The organism is Segatella paludivivens DSM 17968 = JCM 13650, from assembly GCF_000373185.1.
GTDB classification, from domain to species: Bacteria; Bacteroidota; Bacteroidia; order Bacteroidales; family Bacteroidaceae; genus Prevotella; species Prevotella paludivivens.
In genome coordinates this window covers 60192-76514 of sequence record NZ_KB890636.1, presented here as the reverse complement: position 1 = coordinate 76514, position 16323 = coordinate 60192, and the positions used below count along the sequence as shown (strand labels likewise).

At 35.5% G+C, this 16323-nt stretch carries 14 protein-coding genes; 12 read left to right on the top strand and 2 right to left on the bottom strand.

Features of this window, described 5'->3' with window-relative positions:
* Window positions 1–1332: hypothetical protein (locus B045_RS15425; RefSeq protein WP_026234343.1), on the top strand; the 1332-nt coding region annotated here is incomplete at its 5' end.
* Between the two features lie 258 nt (window positions 1333–1590).
* Here B045_RS15425 and B045_RS0104995 read toward each other — a convergent pair.
* Window positions 1591–2052 carry an Lrp/AsnC family transcriptional regulator gene (locus B045_RS0104995; RefSeq protein ID WP_044067635.1) on the bottom strand — a complete coding sequence of 154 codons (462 nt, stop codon included), beginning with the start codon at window positions 2050–2052 and terminating at the stop codon, window positions 1591–1593.
* A gap of 213 nt (window positions 2053–2265) precedes the next feature.
* On the opposite strand from B045_RS0104995, the gene B045_RS15285 reads away from it, so the two are divergent.
* From B045_RS15285 to B045_RS0104975, 4 genes are all read left to right on the top strand, one after another.
* Window positions 2266–2391, top strand: a complete 126-nt coding sequence (locus B045_RS15285) for a hypothetical protein (protein WP_262502959.1) — start codon at window positions 2266–2268, stop codon at window positions 2389–2391.
* Window positions 2388–3617 carry a trans-sulfuration enzyme family protein gene (locus B045_RS0104985; RefSeq protein ID WP_018463175.1) on the top strand — a complete coding sequence of 410 codons (1230 nt, stop codon included), beginning with the start codon at window positions 2388–2390 and terminating at the stop codon, window positions 3615–3617. Before B045_RS15285 ends, B045_RS0104985 begins: the two co-directional genes overlap by 4 nt.
* 79 nt (window positions 3618–3696) lie before the next feature.
* On the top strand, window positions 3697–4392 hold the full coding sequence (locus B045_RS0104980) for an AzlC family ABC transporter permease (RefSeq protein WP_018463174.1): 696 nt from the start codon (window positions 3697–3699) through the stop codon (window positions 4390–4392).
* Window positions 4389–4712 carry a branched-chain amino acid transporter permease gene (locus tag B045_RS0104975; RefSeq protein ID WP_018463173.1) on the top strand — a complete coding sequence of 108 codons (324 nt, stop codon included), beginning with the start codon at window positions 4389–4391 and terminating at the stop codon, window positions 4710–4712. The genes B045_RS0104980 and B045_RS0104975 overlap by 4 nt, the downstream gene beginning before the upstream one ends.
* A 346-nt stretch (window positions 4713–5058) precedes the next feature.
* Here the strand turns inward: B045_RS0104975 and B045_RS0104970 are convergent, their stop codons facing one another.
* Window positions 5059–6384, bottom strand: a complete 1326-nt coding sequence (locus tag B045_RS0104970) for a Fic family protein (RefSeq protein WP_018463172.1) — start codon at window positions 6382–6384, stop codon at window positions 5059–5061.
* Window positions 6385–6850: 466 nt separating this feature from the next.
* Here B045_RS0104970 and nhaA point away from each other — a divergent pair, with 466 nt between their 5' ends.
* The 7 genes from nhaA to B045_RS15775 all read left to right on the top strand — a co-directional run bounded on the left by nhaA (window position 6851) and on the right by B045_RS15775 (window position 15807).
* The gene (nhaA, locus tag B045_RS0104965) at window positions 6851–8194 is read left to right on the top strand and encodes a Na+/H+ antiporter NhaA (RefSeq protein WP_018463171.1); all 1344 of its coding nucleotides are present in this window, start codon (window positions 6851–6853) and stop codon (window positions 8192–8194) included.
* Between the two features lie 335 nt (window positions 8195–8529).
* Window positions 8530–9729, top strand: a complete 1200-nt coding sequence (locus tag B045_RS0104960) for a tetratricopeptide repeat protein (protein WP_238311952.1) — start codon at window positions 8530–8532, stop codon at window positions 9727–9729.
* A 937-nt stretch (window positions 9730–10666) separates the two neighbouring features.
* Window positions 10667–11140 carry a hypothetical protein gene (locus tag B045_RS0104955; RefSeq protein ID WP_154650104.1) on the top strand — a complete coding sequence of 158 codons (474 nt, stop codon included), beginning with the start codon at window positions 10667–10669 and terminating at the stop codon, window positions 11138–11140.
* Window positions 11118–11957: a hypothetical protein gene (locus B045_RS0104950; RefSeq protein WP_018463168.1), complete on the top strand. Its 840-nt coding sequence runs from the start codon at window positions 11118–11120 to the stop codon at window positions 11955–11957. Before B045_RS0104955 ends, B045_RS0104950 begins: the two co-directional genes overlap by 23 nt.
* Window positions 11944–13197, top strand: a complete 1254-nt coding sequence (locus B045_RS0104945; RefSeq protein WP_018463167.1) for a hypothetical protein — start codon at window positions 11944–11946, stop codon at window positions 13195–13197. Before B045_RS0104950 ends, B045_RS0104945 begins: the two co-directional genes overlap by 14 nt.
* Window positions 13198–13826: 629 nt before the next feature.
* Entirely contained in the window at window positions 13827–15131 is a 1305-nt protein-coding gene (locus tag B045_RS0104940) for a DUF2851 family protein (protein ID WP_018463166.1), read from the top strand.
* A gap of 70 nt (window positions 15132–15201) precedes the next feature.
* On the top strand, window positions 15202–15807 hold the full coding sequence (locus tag B045_RS15775) for a sugar O-acetyltransferase (protein ID WP_018463165.1): 606 nt from the start codon (window positions 15202–15204) through the stop codon (window positions 15805–15807).
* Window positions 15808–16323 lie beyond the last annotated feature (516 nt).

Genomic DNA, 16323 nt, shown 5'->3' with positions numbered 1-16323 from the left:
ACATTGGAGTTTGTTAAAGTTGAATTCACAGATTCTGCGACTGTTGTGACTGTAAAGACTGACAATTCAGAGAAATTAATTTTTAGCAATCGTATAGCTTTAGTATCTGAAAGCAAACAGTATTATAATATTCATGGATTCGAGCGGGCTGGATTAACTTATCGTTTATTCTTTGATCCTATGCCTGCAACAACCAAGTATTTTGATTTTATGAACAATGAAGATAGCAAAAATTATTTCGGTGTTCATGATGCCAGCTACGAAATGAACTTTCCAAAGCTCTCTGCATATGATACCAGTTCAGAAATCATTACTAATATCGACGATTATTTTAAACCAGGAATAGCAACTCTTATTACGAAAGAGTCAACGGAGAATAAGCACCAGTGTATTCATAACGTCATATGGGCAAATGCAGAAATAGGCAGCATGCTGGGAAATATCTATAATATGTCCATGGACTCGCTTAGAAGCGATAGCAACAATGTTAAGACATATATCTATCATTTTCCTGTGAACTATCCTCATTTTTCAAATTATTTCACGGAACTTCTAAACGATGCCACTTATTACTTGGAACAAGGTAAAACCACTGAGATAAATTTCGATAAAAACGGAAGAGCATCTTTTTCCAAAACTTCACCAATGGCTAATCTCTCTTACATGCTAACAGTGACGCGTCTTTCTGCACCCGAGTCCGCGAAAACTGGCGATGAAGCATTAGGATATCTTGCAGCACGATTCTATCTTACAAAAAATGAAATTCATGTATTGCAGAGATATTTCATTGATTTTGGTAAACTGATTGATATAATTTATCTCGACGACAGCGTGACGGAAAATACTTATATCAAAGGAAACTTTGTTAATAAGAAACTTAGTGATTATAATTTACTAGGTGAACTTAGAGCTGACGACCCTGCATATCTTATCATGGGTGGAATTAGAGGTCGAAGACTATTCTTTAGTGGATATGACGACATCATGATTGGACTTCATGGTAATAATAAAGGAGAACTGAATCTAAAATGGAGTGATATTACTAATTTAGCAATGGAAGCTGACAAGCAGATTTTCCATACACAAAAGCCATCGCTATTTTTACAATTATGGATGTTTGATACTGCACAACTTAGTAAAGCCATTTCTATTTATCGTACAAATCCTAATGACAAAAAGAATTCACAGATATTCAATGATTTTATGACTGCTCATCGCAAAGTGATTACTAATCCTTGTCTCAGAAACTTGTTTGAGCAGAAATATGAAGAGTTAATGAAGGCAAAGAATCAGCAAAAGATTGAAGAACTCAACATCTTCGGAGATAAGTAAACATTGACATAAATTCAAGGTCTGAGCCTCATCAGAAAGTCTAGGGTTCTAGCTCAGGCTAGTCCACTATACTTCAAGGAGTTACATTTCTGTAACTCCTTTTCTATTTTATAATACTATAGAAAAACAACTTCTAGAAATATAGCAACGATCTTGTTCAAACTACTCCCACAAAGATTGTATTTTCATAACAATCAGCCTACACTAAAACAGAAATAAGCCTAACGTAAAGAGGTACACTAGAACTAAGCATCTTCATCACAAATTGATGCCATAAACATGCTTGACGGTATCCATTACAAAAGTACTCTCAACGCTTCCTAAACTGTCGATAGTACCCAGCGTATTGATGAGAAATTCCTGATAGGTTTTCATATCAGAGGCATTAATCTTGAGCATATAGTCGAAATTTCCAGAAGTGTTATAACACTCAGTTACCTCTGGGATATGCATAATTTTCTCTATAAAGTCCATGGCTATTTGTGTATTTAACCTACGAAGCTTCACATTACAAAACACAGTGAAACCACGATGAAGTTTATTTGCATCAAGAACTGCCATGTATTTCATTATGTAGCCATTTGCTTCCAGACGCTTGAGTCGTTCGAAAACAGGTGTAGAAGAAAGGCTTACTCTTGAGGCAAGTTCACGCATAGTGAGTCGCCCATCATCCTGCAAAGTACGCAAGATTTCCAAATCAACTTTGTCTAATGTAACCATCATTGTTCTTTGAAAGGGTTAATATACATATATTAACAGAACAAACGTTCTGTAATTAGCCACAAATTTAGACATTTTTTCTAAATATTAATCAACTCTTGTAAAATATTCCTATTATTTCGAACTTTGCAATCATAATTAATAAAAAGCATAGACTGTTAGATATGTTAAGCCAAAGCAAACAAGTACTGATGAGCGGACAGGGGAGCCCCTATAGGCATAATGGGTATTATTCTACCTATTTATACCATTATTGACATGATAGAAACTGCAGAAAACGTTTGGAGTGACAGTTGTGTAGCTGCTATGACAGACAAAGATATAAATAATAATAAATGAAGAAATCAGAAAACATCGCGAATCCCGACTGTAAGGGCTCGTGTAGTAAGCCTCTGGGAGAGGCAACAAAAGCAATTCATGTTCCTTATGCGCGTCGTGATGCCTACGATGCACTGAGCATGCCTGTTTACAACGCTGTGGCATTTGAGTTTGATAATGCAGCAGCCATGACAGAGGCGTTCTCTGGTCGTTCGGGAGCCCCCGACTATTCTCGCACGGGCAATCCTACGGTTACGAATTTAGAAGATCGAGTACGTATACTCACAGGCGCCAAAGATGTAACAGCTTTCAACAGTGGCATGGCTGCTATCAGCAATGCGTTGCTGGCACTGACTGCTCATGGAAAGAACGTGGTGACCTCAAAGCATCTTTTTGGCAACACCTATTCATTACTCACTGAGTCGCTTGCCCGTTTTGGTGTAGAAACTCGTTTGGCTGATCTTACTGACGCAGAAGCTACATCAGCATTGATAGATGAGAATACCGCCTGCGTATATTTCGAGATTATCACCAATCCACAGATGGAAGTGGCTGACATTCAACAGTTAGCAAATGCCGTTCACCAGAAGGGTTCTATTTTGATGGCCGACACCACGACCATACCTTTCACACAGTTCTCAAGCCACAACATGGGCGTTGATATCGAAGTAGTATCATCCACAAAATATATCAGTGGCGGTGCTACCTCTTTGGGTGGATTGGTTATAGACTATGGCACTGTCGAGGGCTTTGAACAGAAAATCAGAGGAGAACAACTCTTCAATTTCGGTGCTTACATGACACCTCAGGTGGCTTATTTGCAAACTATAGGACTAGAAACACTTGATGCGCGCTATCGTGTGCAGTCAAGCAATGCTCTAGAATTAGCCACTCGCCTACAGGAGTTGTCTCAGATTAAACATGTAAACTATGTAGGACTGTCTGACAATCCTTATCATAAGTTGGCGCAACATCAATTTGGCAAGACTGCTGGTGCCATGGTATGTATTGATCTGGATAGCGAAAAGTCATGTTTCCAGTTTATCGACAGTCTGAAGCTGATTCATCGTGCTACGAATCTCTTCGACAACCGTACGCTGGCCATTCATCCTTATAGCACAATCTTTGTCGCTTTCTCGGCTGAGGAGAAGGCTAAAATGGACGTACTCAACACGACTGTACGTCTAAGTGTTGGCTTAGAGGATATTGACGATATTTATAATGATATTAAGCAGGCATTGACCTGAACTGCGATTCATCTTTGGAAGTTCATGTAGCGCATGCAAACGATGTTAAAGATGGCGTTGAAACAATCATAATTATAATATGAGTTCTTTCCGTACCGCTTTCCGCCTATCATTACCAGTGCTTGGAGCTTATTGGTTCCTGGGCATAACCTATGGTTTGCTTGCAGCTAACATGGGCTATAGCATTTGCGTGCCAATATCCATGGCATTGCTTATCTATAGCGGTTCGGTTGAGTTCATCGCCCTCACATTACTGTTAAGCACTTTCCATCCCTTGGCAGCATTTGTCATGGCATTTATGGTGGGAGCCCGACATCTGTTTTATGGCATAACAATGCTTGACAGATATCGTGGGGCTGGGTGGAAGAAGCCACTTCTCATCTTTTGGATGAGCGACGAGACTTTCGCCGTCAACTTCACCAACGAGGAGAAACTCCGGCAAAGTGGCAATGTCTTTACGGGATATCTATGGGTGTCAGCACTTGATTGCATCTATTGGGTCACAGGTAGCATCATAGGTTATCTGCTCGGTCGTACCTTGGGCGAAACACTACAAAGGCATCTCGAGGGACTTGACTTTGTGGTAACAGCCATGTTTGTGGCTATCTTTATGGACGATTATGTACGTCACAAAGACACCCGCATTTATTCGTGGTTGGGCATTGTTGCAGCTTCTATATGTTTGTATTTGTTCGGTCCTCAGCAGTTTATCATTCCAGCTATGTTTTGCATTCTTGCTGTATTATTCATCAATTACAGAAAAGCTACTTCATGACAACAACAGAGGAAATTATTACTATAGGGACAATGGTTATAGCAGTCATGACAACACGCTTTCTGCCTTTCATCGTATTTCCAAGCAAGGAACACACACCGAATTTTGTGCGATTCCTCGGTAAATATCTAGCCTCAGCTGTGTTTGGTATGCTTGTCATCTATTGTCTCAAGGATATGAGTGTGCTGACAACTCGCCATAGTCTTCTGCAGTTTTTAGGAATTTTTGTTTGCGTTGTGCTACATTTGTGGCGCAAGAATATGCTCCTCACTATTGCTGGGGGCACCATCTTTTATATGATTCTTATTCAAAACCAATAAAACAACTTATCAACTGAATTATTGAATTTCTTCTGCTTTTGAAGAGCCAATATTTTCTAACGACAACCGCTGTTCCAAGCTCATCCTGAATGACGGAAAGAGACAAATAATATGGAGACTGAGAGGCATCACTATATGGTTTAATCTCATAAGGTTACATGGTTCATTATTAGATAAACAATTTGGCAATTATCATTGCCGGCTTTAACTCGTCAGGTATCTTAAATACAAATTTTTAAGTTGTTTATTTAAAATATATCATAATCCAATTCTTTCCAATTCTTTAAACATTGGAAAGAATTGGAAAAGATACATAGAACTATTAAAGACCAAATAAAGAATATTACTATTGTTTATCTATCATATCAATAACCTGACTGTCGAAGAGTTCTCCCTTTATATATCCCTTTTTCACCTTATTGAAAGCTATTTCTTTAATTAATCCACGCTCAAGAAGTAATACCAAATCATTTTTCGCTGTGGTTGGAGCAACCAAGAACTTCCCTTGCAAATCTTTTACAGTAAGGACAAGTGCTGGATCTTCATAATACATTTTGAGAATCTGTGCTTGTCGTTCATTGATATTTCCCAATTTAAAGAATGTATTTGCAGAATTCTTATCCAATTGTTTACGCTTAATGTATTCTTGAAGTTGTTTAAATGACTTTTCAAGGACACTAAGATTATAATTGACGAAATAACCAATGTCTAACATATCTGCTTCCGTATATAAAAATGATTTCTCATAGGCTTTTTTCGACTTTGCGATTACTCTGGATATAGACATGTATTCTGTAAGCCAATATCCTTGTCTAAGCATATACCAATAAAACATGGCACGAGCTGTACGACCATTTCCATCAACAAACGGGTGCACGTAAGCAATCATAAAGTGAATGATGATACCTCTTATAATTGGATGAATAAAAACTTTTGAATGCGTTTCATTGAAAAAATCACACAAGGTTTGCACAAAAGAAGGAATTTCTGTATAAGTTGGTGGTATATGCACCGTCTCATGTGTTATACCATTCTCAACCACTATATCATCATTCTGTCTAAACCTTCCAGAATCATCTGGGCTATCAAGTGTGTTGCTTGTCATTAGTTGATGAACTTGTAGTAATAGTTCTGGTGTCAATGAATCTTTCTTATGTTCAGCAATATAATTAATTGTTTGATAGTTATTAGCAATCATCTGCTGAGACTTGTCACGTGGGGTTATCTTCTTGCGCAACATATCTTTGGCTACCTTGCGAGTTGTAGCTGCACCTTCCATCTGACTAGAATAGATAGCTTCCTCCATTAAAGAGCTTACCAAATATTGCTGACGACTTTCTTCCGGAATTACAGAGTTATCCCCCCATGAGCCTCCAAAATTCATGTCAAATTCATGACATAAGCGTTGCATTCTATTTGTTAACCCAAGCATCAAAAGTGGGTTATGCCAAACTCCAATAGTCAGATTCACTCTCGAAGCTTTTACATAGGTCCAAAGATCAATATCAGTAATTCCAGATGGAAGTTTCTTGTATTTCACAGTGTCCCAATACTCATAGCCATCATTAATCTTATCCAACAAGGTTTGCAGTTCCTCATTTAACCGTTTATTTTTGTCCCACAAGGCTTTTGCTAATTGTTGATTTGTTATGCGAGGAGGTCTTTCTATCATAATACATTCATGTTATAGTTACACATGCAAATCTAGTCAATTCTTTCCAATTCTCAAAGTATTGGAAAGAATCTTATGATTGTTTTAATTTTATTTAATTCTTTCCAATTCTTTAAGCATTGGAAAGAATTAGATAAAAAATACATCTAATCATCTTCTAATTAATAAGAACAACTTGCTCCTCTTTTCTTCATAAACATTCGATGGCATAGATGCTGCTTTCACGTTTAAATATAAAAAACTATGTTACCTTTGTATCACAACGACTCTACGTGCGAATAAATTCCATTGAGTTATCAAGCCATAATTAACCATAAATCTACACTTTCCATTCTAATTTATTAGTATTATTTCTTATCTTTGTAATTAGATATTGTCTTGCCGACCACATGGCTCATACCTGATAAATATCTGAGAAAGACTTTTAAATTTAAAAATCACACAATTCTTTTAGATTAATTTGTATATGGATAATAAGTATCAACGTAAAATCAATCATCAGATTATAATGCCACTTCAACAGTTCATGCAGAACGAGAAATCAGGTGGCATCATACTTGCTTTAGCTGTGATCGTAGCACTATTTTTGGGCAACTCTCCCCTACGCAATGAATACCAACAATTCTTTCATCATCATCTCGGATTTATTGTAGATGGCAAATCATATCTGAATTTCAGTTTAGAGCATTGGATCAACGATGGTCTTATGTCCATGTTCTTCTTTGTTGTTGGACTTGAATTGAAACGTGAATTTATCGGTGGCGAACTTCAACATATCCGACAAGTCATTCTACCTTCAGGCGCTGCCCTCATGGGAATGATTGTTCCCTCTTTGATTTTCTTGTTATTCAATCATGGAACGTCTGCTGCCCACGGATGGGGAATTCCCATGGCTACAGATATTGCTTTTGCTTTAGCGGTAATCTATCTGCTTGGTGATCGTGTTCCGCTAGCAGCCAAGGTTTTCCTTACCACCCTTGCCATTGTAGACGACTTAGGATCAGTCCTTGTTATTGCATTGTTCTACACCTCAAACATATCTTTAGCAAGCATTGCTGTAGGTATGGCTTTTCTATTGATAATGTTTATTGCAAACAAATTGGGAGTAAAAAATGTATGGTTCTATGCTATTCTTGGTATTGGTGGTGTGTGGACGGCATTTCTAATGTCAGGTGTCCATGCCACAATCTCGGCAGTATTGTCTGCATTCATGATTCCAGCAGACTCAAAGATACCAGAAGCAGCTTTTATCTCACGGCTGAAGAAGCAACTTCACCACTTTGAGGAAGCACAATCCAACGATGTTATCACATTAGAGAAAGAGCAAGTTGAGATTATCACAAAAGTAAAAAAGACCTCAAAAGAAGCAGTGCCTCCATTGCAGCGTTTGGAACATGGACTACATCCATTTGTTGCATTCTGCATCATGCCCATTTTTGCCTTGTCTAATGCTGGTGTGAACTTTATTGATATGGACTTCTCAAGTCTTTTCTCGTCAAACGTCATTATCGGAGTCTCGTTGGGACTTCTTTTAGGCAAACCTATTGGCATTTTACTTTCCACATGGGTACTAACCAAACTTAAATTAGGAAACAAATCCAAGACGATGACATGGCGACAGTTCATAGGAATAGGATTTTTAGCGTCAATCGGCTTTACGATGTCAATGTTTGTCACGGCGCTAGCCTTTACCGATACCACCAATATCATTCAAGCCAAGGTTGGCATTTTTTCGGCGTCAATTATCGGCGGTACTATCGGTTATCTTTTGTTGCGATCAGCGCCTCATCATATTAAAAAGCATCAATGATGCATGAAGACTCAATAAGTTCTGAGTACAAAATCTTTTTAATTCTTTCCAATACTTTAAACATTGGAAAGAATTGGAAAAACAGATAAGTTTATTTTCTACTTTATAAAGAGAACGTGTTTCTCGTTTCGGGATAGACATTCTATTTCATTGAATGATGTTTCGTAAGGTTGTATAAATTAACCGGCAAGGTTATCTTATCTCTTTTGGCTGATTCTCCATAAATTTTCAAGTCAAATCATTGCTTTAATTATCTAAAATGATTATATTTGCACTATTATAGAGCCATGAAACGTATGAAAATAAATAAAAACATAATTAACCGCACAAGAAATATGAACAACTTAAATGTTTACGAAAAGCGTGGACTGAAGAAATTTAGTCTATTTAGTATGATCTTCTTTTTTATGTTGCTAGTTCCTATAACTGTCAAAGCTCAAGATGATATAAAAAGCCTAGACAGTCTTGCAGATATAGCAATAAACAACGGAAATTATGCCGGAGGCTATCTGCTAAGGACCAAGCAAATAGACATACTTTCCAAACAAGTGGACAAAAGCGATTCAAATCTCATCCTGCTCATTGCAAGTCGCGGAATGTGCATGGAGCGCTTAAATAAATTTGATGAAGCATTAACGGAAGTAAAAAAGGCAGTTGAGCTTTGGGCTGAATTCCAAGATTCTACAAGTTTCTGCTATGCTGGACTACTAAAATATCTCAGCGTTTGCCAGATGAACACCAATCAAATGAATGCTGCTATAGAGAGTTCACAAAGATCTATTAGTCTTCTGGAAAAAATGCCGAATAAACATATGGTACAGTGGATAAATTTGGGAACGGCATACACTAACTTTGCTGAAGAGTTGGTTAAATTAAAACGTTTCAAAGACGCTATTACAGAAGAGCTGAAGGGACTGAAAATTATACAGAAATATTATGGAGATGATACTTCTCCATATTTTGACGAGCTGGTATCTCTTCAGAAATATCTCAAAGAGTCGGGTAATGAAGCAGCTGCAGATAAGATTTCTATGTTACTAGAGGAGGGAGCCGCCGACTTGCGGGTACCCAAAGTAAAGGAGTTTACTTCTGCCAAGGAAGCTTCAAAATATAATGCAGAAGCTTTATACTGTTCTAATTATTACCTCGATCATCCAATTACGGCCCCTAAAATGTCTGAGGCTAGTCTATTTTTTCACAATTGGAATATACAGTCGAAAGATGTGACGGTCCCTTTTGGCGAATTTGAGAATAATATATGCCAAAGCACGTCAGGAGCACTCTGCTTTCTTGCCTATGAGGCGGGCATAATAAGCAATGGTTTGCGCTACAATATTAAATTTGACAAGACTATTTATTTGGTAGCTATAATTAAAATGACGAAGTTTTACATAGACAACAAGGATTATCTCGGCATTGTACCTCCACTTGAACCATTTGCACAGGCCTATACACCAGATAAGCTAAAAATCATGAAACTGGCAGAAGAAAAATATGAGACACTTGACAAATCCATGAAAAAGTCGCCGAAATAGAGCACTAAAGGGTTTGAAAATGGAACTATACAAATATCATTAAATGAGAGCTTCTCTGTTTTTTAGTTATAAATATTCCTCATCTCCATATAAATATATGGAGATGAGGATATTAGAAAATAACGCCTAATGATATTGCATCTTTGTTCACAACTTAATATTATTCGTGTGCCCTTGAATATAAAATGAGGACAGAAATGGTGTGTCTTATCATATTAAAACCAGAGTCCACTAAAAGTTATTCGTGTTTTGTCCAGCATGTTCAAATACATGTTTAAAGCCTAGATTTCTCAGTGACGATTTGAATTTTGTACATTTAGGGGGTCTTCTCTGCATTTTTGGCGTTTTTTAGCAGGGCTGTCATGAATTTAGATTTATAGTGATCGTACAAGGTGATATGAACAATGAAGTTATCTTTATCAGCATTTATCTAAAGATAGATTTAATTCTCACAAGAAATAATGGGCGTGTTTGCTTTGAAAAAGTGTAACTAAATGGTTCTATCATTCATAAAAAGCACATCTGAAACAAATTTTTATCGTACAAAACAACGACAATTAAAAATATTCGTAGTACATTTGTAACGAATAATGAAAAAAGAGTTGAATGGCAACCTGCGGACAACGGTCCTTCACCATGGAGAATATGAGCAAATCACAAACTCGTAGTAGTCCATATGCGGAATTAATATCCTTCTCATTCCCCTCCAGAATTCTTCCTGAAGCAGGATGAAATGTGTTAATTCGCAAAGTGGTATTGAGGCGTTAGGCATCAATACAAAATAATTATTTATTCACAAGTGTATGCTAATAAGAATAAATAAAAAGGTATGATCAGTGAATCCGTATGAGTAACTGTAAAAATCTTACAGTTATCAAGACTAGGGAGATGAGTGTCACTATATAAAAACATATTAAGAAGTTAACGAATATTATTTATGCCTGAAAAAAGTTCATTAATCAATATCTTATGTTATGGCTTACCTGGGGGGATATGCCATCCCATGTGTAACGAATTTGATGCCAGAAAAGCTCAGATAAAGCAAATCTGGTCAAAACAATACCAAAAATACATGGTATTGGAACAATACGAGTCAACTATTGATGCATTACTTGCAATGAGCCTTTTCTATAGGTATGTAATGGGACACATTGACGGTGCCACGAGTTTCTATAAAAGCGTAAATAAGCTTAATGGTAGTAACGGTGAATGTTCAATTAAAATTGGCAGCGAAATTTTAGATAAGAGTCAGCAAAATCATATGCTCGCGTCCGTAATTACATTTAGTAAAATAATGAAAAAATATCAATTGAGTTCGAATTTCTTTAAGTTCAAAGAAACAATTGATTTCCTAAAAAACTGCTTAAATCTTTATAAAACACCAGAATATGAAACTGACGACTCCATTTAAGGATATAACTGAATTCGAGAGAGAACTCAAGGATTTTGCAAATAAGCATCGAATAACATTGGCAGAACATTCAAAAAAGATAAGCAACTATTTTGAAATGTCATGCTATCATAAAATCATCTTGTATTATGAAAGCAGAGGTTATATAGTGAATGTAAAAAATCTGCAGAAAGGCTTCTTCAGATATAAGTGTAGTCCATCCGGAAGATTACAAAATTTTTCATACTTTGAAGCGACAAAAAAGGTAAAAGAGGATGATATGAAGTTATATTTGTATCATAATGCGACTATACAGTCAGCTCATGATGTTCGAGTATTTACGACGCCTGATATTGTTATTGCAAAAAATGATGCTCCTTGCGAAAACTTTGACTATTATGAAACCAAAAAAGGGTTGTCATACTTTACTAATGATAATGTCATTTCGTTTTGCGAGGTAAAGAATTTGATACCTTTTCCAGAGTTAATGATTAACTTTATAGGTACTGTGAATGAGCTGAAACCTAAATGTCTTTCTTCAGAAACTCCAGAAAGAGGATCAAAAGACCTAGCACCATCACTCATGATGTCTGGTTCTTATAGCAAGTCAACAAGAAGAATCAAACATTCTTTGGAAAAAAGGTACTACATTAATATGTTGGACAATCTTTTTGATAATTCGACAAATTCAGCTTTTAGAAAACATCATTCAAATGAACTTGCTACGTTTAGTCATAAGAGTGCATTTTCAACTGAAGATATAGAAGCTGAATATGAAGAAAGATTAGCTGCATTAAATATTGTAAATACAAGCATCTTAGAGGATGAAAATAAATAAAATGGTAGAAAATAAATACGAAGAAGATTGTCTACGTCCTGCACTATTAAAATGCTACAATACATTTAAGTGTTTGGAAAAGTTAACCGTAGGAAATTCATTTTATGACAATATTTCCAATTTGGATAATTTTTTAATAGAATATAGAAGCATAACTTATGCTATACAAAAATCATTAAAATCTAACAATGATCCTATTTACCTTAAATATCGTGATTTGTATCTTAAGAGTGAATCTTGTAAATGGTTATTAGATAATAGAAATATCGTAGTCCACGAACACCCATTTGATTTGGGCAAGCGTCTTACCATCAACGTTTATACTCAAACCTCTGCTGAAGAAATTTATAAGAAAGAATTTGATATTGAGAATGATCAGCCATATAAATCTATATTGGAAGAACTTAAGGTAGTATTCCTCTCATTCAAAAAATGGGAGGTCTACTTCAGTTGTACCTTCCAGTTTATTGATAATAATGAGAAGTATGAGATTTATCCTTTTATCAAGGATGGGGTTACGTCAATTAAAGATTTCTTTAAGGCAATATATGATGATATAAAACCGAAAGATAAAGTGACTGAGGATTTACTGCAAAAAGTTCTTACATATAAATTTGACAGAATTCCCAAAGATATGCTTTTCATTCAGGACTATGTATACAATGTAAAAGAGAATCATTTTGAAAGAGGGTACATTCAGAATTTAGTTGTTAAAGATAATAAAGTTTCGCTTGCAAAGTATATGAAGAACTTTAAAGGATCAAATTTTATGGAAATCTTTATGATTTTACACATTGAAATTTATAAGCTTCAAAAACATGAAATGATGCCTACTTTTATTGTTGTATATAAAGACAATACTTTAAAAACAAAATCTTATGGTTTCTCTATTAAGACCACAATGTATCGTATCGTAAACAACATTGCGGAGGAAATAATAAAGGAAAAAGTAAATGCCGTATATATTGTGTGTGAGAACTATTATTATAAGGATAATTTGGATGAGTTTAATAGACTAACGTATCAAGAAAGAATAAATAAAATGAATCCTATTACAAATTTAGCATTCTATAGAATTAAAGAAGACACTTCTGTTATAAGTTATTTTTTTGATTCTTCAAAAATTGATGATCAGGATTATATTCTAAGCACTTTGAAAAAAGGTGACTATAAAGATCTTTATTTGCCATTTTTGACTCCGATAATTAAAGCTTTTCACTATAAAAACGATTTAGACTAAAATACATAGACTAGACACTAACGATTTTATAAAAAACATATTGAATATAGATCGAATTTTGATAAGTCAGTCAACAAATGAAGTAATAAGCTGCACTTACCAACTAAAGAACATACAGCCGCTATAATATCCTCTTATCAATCGGACTTTCCGTTAAAGAAAGTCCGATTTTTGTTGCTATTATTATTGCTTGACATACAAAAGATTATTAATGCAATTCTTAAAACAACAACTCTGATTAGAAATAATTCTAAACTAGAGAACTAATTAAGGTAATTTATAAAGATATTGGATCAATGATTAATAATTTAATTTGTTCAATATATTCAATACAATCAATTATACCTAGCTATTCACTATACTGCTATCTATTCTAATATTTCCTTTACTTCTCACAATAAATAATGGTAGCGTTTATTTTCACGTTAAAAGATAAAAGCGTACCTTTGCATAAGATAAAGCGGCACTCAGCATAACATTCAAGTAAACTTGATGATTCTGTACTCGCTGGCAATATCTTTGCATAAGATAAAGCTGCACTCGACATAACATTCAAGTAAACTTGATGATTCTGTACTCGTTGGCGATATCTTTGCATAAATTAAAGACCTTACTTACCACTACACATAATGGAACAATTACTACACTATGTCTGGAAGCATAAAATGCTGCCATTGCAAGAAATGAAGACCACTAAAGGACTCCACGTTGAAGTAATTGACTCCGGATTACACAATATGAATTCCGGTCCAGACTTCTTTAATGCTAAAATAAAAATCGATGACACTCTTTGGGTGGGAAACGTGGAGATACACGATAAAGCGAGTGACTGGTATCTACATAAACACGACAAAGACGAAAGATATAATAATGTCATTTTGCATGTTTGCGGTGACATTGATATGGAAGTGAAAAATCAAAATGGTGATTGTATTCCACAACTACAACTTGACGTACCTGAACATGTCACACAACATTATGTCGAATTACTTTCGACAGATAAATATCCCCCATGCTACAAGATTATACCCGAATTAAGTAACTTAATGGTTCACTCATGGATGAGTGCTCTGCAAACGGAACGCCTTGAACAGAAGACCGATGCGATAATAAGCAGAGTTGAACAGTGTAACGGTTCGTGGGAAGCTGGCTTTTTTGTTACTTTGGCACGCAACTTCGGTTTCGGTATCAATGGTGACGCATTTGAACATTGGGCATTAAGTATTCCGCTTAACGACGTGGCACATCATCGCGACAACCTCTTCCAAATTGAAGCAATATTCATGGGGCAGGCTGGGTTGTTGGATTTAGATACCGTTCCTACTAAATATCATGATACTGCGATTGCTGACGGATACTTTAATAAGTTGAAAGACGAATATTTGTATCTGAAACATAAATTCGGACTCCAACAGATTGATAGCAACATGTGGAGGTTCTTAAGATTGAGACCGCAAAACTTTCCTCATATTCGTATATCGCAACTTGCCAATATGTATTATACTGCCAAATGCAGCATCAGTCAGATTGTGGAATGTGATACCGTAAAGGAAGCTATGAACACGATGCATATTGGTGTGACTCAATATTGGGAAACGCATTATACATTCGGTTCTGAAAGTGAAAAGAACGAGAAGCATATCTCTCCGTTCTCGCTAAACTTGCTGATGATAAACACCGTAATCCCTGTTTTGTTCGCTTACGGGCGACATCAGAGCAAAGAGAAATATTGCGACCGAGCATTCGACTTTCTAGAACAGCTGAAAGCCGAAAACAATCATATCGTAAGGATGTGGAAAGAATGCGGACTGAATGTTGAGAATGCAGGAGACTCGCAAGCACTCATCCAACTAAAAAACGAATATTGTGACAAAAAGAACTGTCTGAGATGCAGAATAGGATATGAATATCTTAAGGGCGAAAAGAATCAATGATGTATACAACTTTAAATTATTAATATGGTTATATTACCATCGCTAATAATAATTTTTAAATAAGAAAAATATGACAGAAGAAGAACGAATATTTGCCGGAAAACTATTTGATGCTCGTACAAAAGAACTGCGTGATATCAAACATAAAACTCATGAACTATGCCGGAAATTTAATCTTATGGATGAATATGACAAAGCCAGATTGCCAATTATTAAAGAGTTTATAGGAAGTATCGGAGAGAAGTACTATTTCCAAGGTCCTATACAATTTAATTACGGAACTCATACTTTCATTGGGGATAACTTCTTTGCTAACTTTAATCTCATGGTGATGGATGATGCTCGTATTTATATTGGCGATAATGTTATGTTTGGTCCTAATGTATCTCTCATGGCTACTAATCATCCACTGATAGCCGAAGAGCGTACGGCAATGAAATATAATGATGGTCACGTATCTGTTTCTGAATATGCCGATGAAATTCATATTGGTAATAATGTCTGGATTGCATCAAATGTTGTTATTCTAGGAGGTGTCACTATCGGTGACGGTGCAGTAATCGGCGCAGGTAGTGTGGTAACAAAGGATATTCCTGCAGGTTATGTCGCATTTGGCAGTCCATGCAAACCGAAAAGAAAGATTACGGAAGCTGACAGTAAAATAGACCTTTTATAATGATGGAAGGTATTCATTTCATTATAAAAATATTTAGAAATACTCACAAACTATAGTGATGCTTATTCGTATATGATGATTTCATACAGATGTGATTTGGTCTTTCTTTAGTAGAGGAATTGCCCTATGGCTGTTATATAAACAAACAGACATTGATAATAAATTAACAGATGCTATATCTGGATAATATAAAGAAGACATATTTAATTGATGGACGAAATATAAAGAGGAAAAAGACCTTATTATAAAAACTTTAGATATTTAGAAGAAAAAAATGTTTTCAGGATAGGGGTAAAAGATAAAATACATGTTATATAAGTAGAACAGATAAATTTTACTATAAACATTAATAATTATGAGAAGATTAAGTATTTTATTTTTTGCCGCATGGACCGTAATGAACTTAAGTACATACATAAAGTTCTACAAGTAACATAATTTTTTGCAATTAAAATGCGTTTATACTAAATAACAAATTAAGCGAAAGAGGCAAAAAGATTGTTTACTCGGATTGTA

Bases quoted from the DNA above. Each gene is read 5' to 3' on its own strand.
- B045_RS0104995 (WP_044067635.1), bottom strand. From the start codon at position 2,052: ATGGTTACATTAGACAAAGTTGATTTGGAAATCTTGCGTACTTTGCAG.
- B045_RS0104985 (WP_018463175.1), top strand. From the start codon at position 2,388: ATGAAGAAATCAGAAAACATCGCGAATCCCGACTGTAAGGGCTCGTGT.
- B045_RS0104980 (WP_018463174.1), top strand. From the start codon at position 3,697: ATGAGTTCTTTCCGTACCGCTTTCCGCCTATCATTACCAGTGCTTGGA.
- B045_RS0104975 (WP_018463173.1), top strand. From the start codon at position 4,389: ATGACAACAACAGAGGAAATTATTACTATAGGGACAATGGTTATAGCA.
- B045_RS0104970 (WP_018463172.1), bottom strand. From the start codon at position 6,384: ATGATAGAAAGACCTCCTCGCATAACAAATCAACAATTAGCAAAAGCC.
- nhaA (WP_018463171.1), top strand. From the start codon at position 6,851: ATGGATAATAAGTATCAACGTAAAATCAATCATCAGATTATAATGCCA.
- B045_RS0104960 (WP_238311952.1), top strand. From the start codon at position 8,530: ATGAACAACTTAAATGTTTACGAAAAGCGTGGACTGAAGAAATTTAGT.
- B045_RS0104955 (WP_154650104.1), top strand. From the start codon at position 10,667: ATGCCTGAAAAAAGTTCATTAATCAATATCTTATGTTATGGCTTACCT.
- B045_RS0104950 (WP_018463168.1), top strand. From the start codon at position 11,118: ATGAAACTGACGACTCCATTTAAGGATATAACTGAATTCGAGAGAGAA.
- B045_RS0104945 (WP_018463167.1), top strand. From the start codon at position 11,944: ATGAAAATAAATAAAATGGTAGAAAATAAATACGAAGAAGATTGTCTA.
- B045_RS0104940 (WP_018463166.1), top strand. From the start codon at position 13,827: ATGGAACAATTACTACACTATGTCTGGAAGCATAAAATGCTGCCATTG.
- B045_RS15775 (WP_018463165.1), top strand. From the start codon at position 15,202: ATGACAGAAGAAGAACGAATATTTGCCGGAAAACTATTTGATGCTCGT.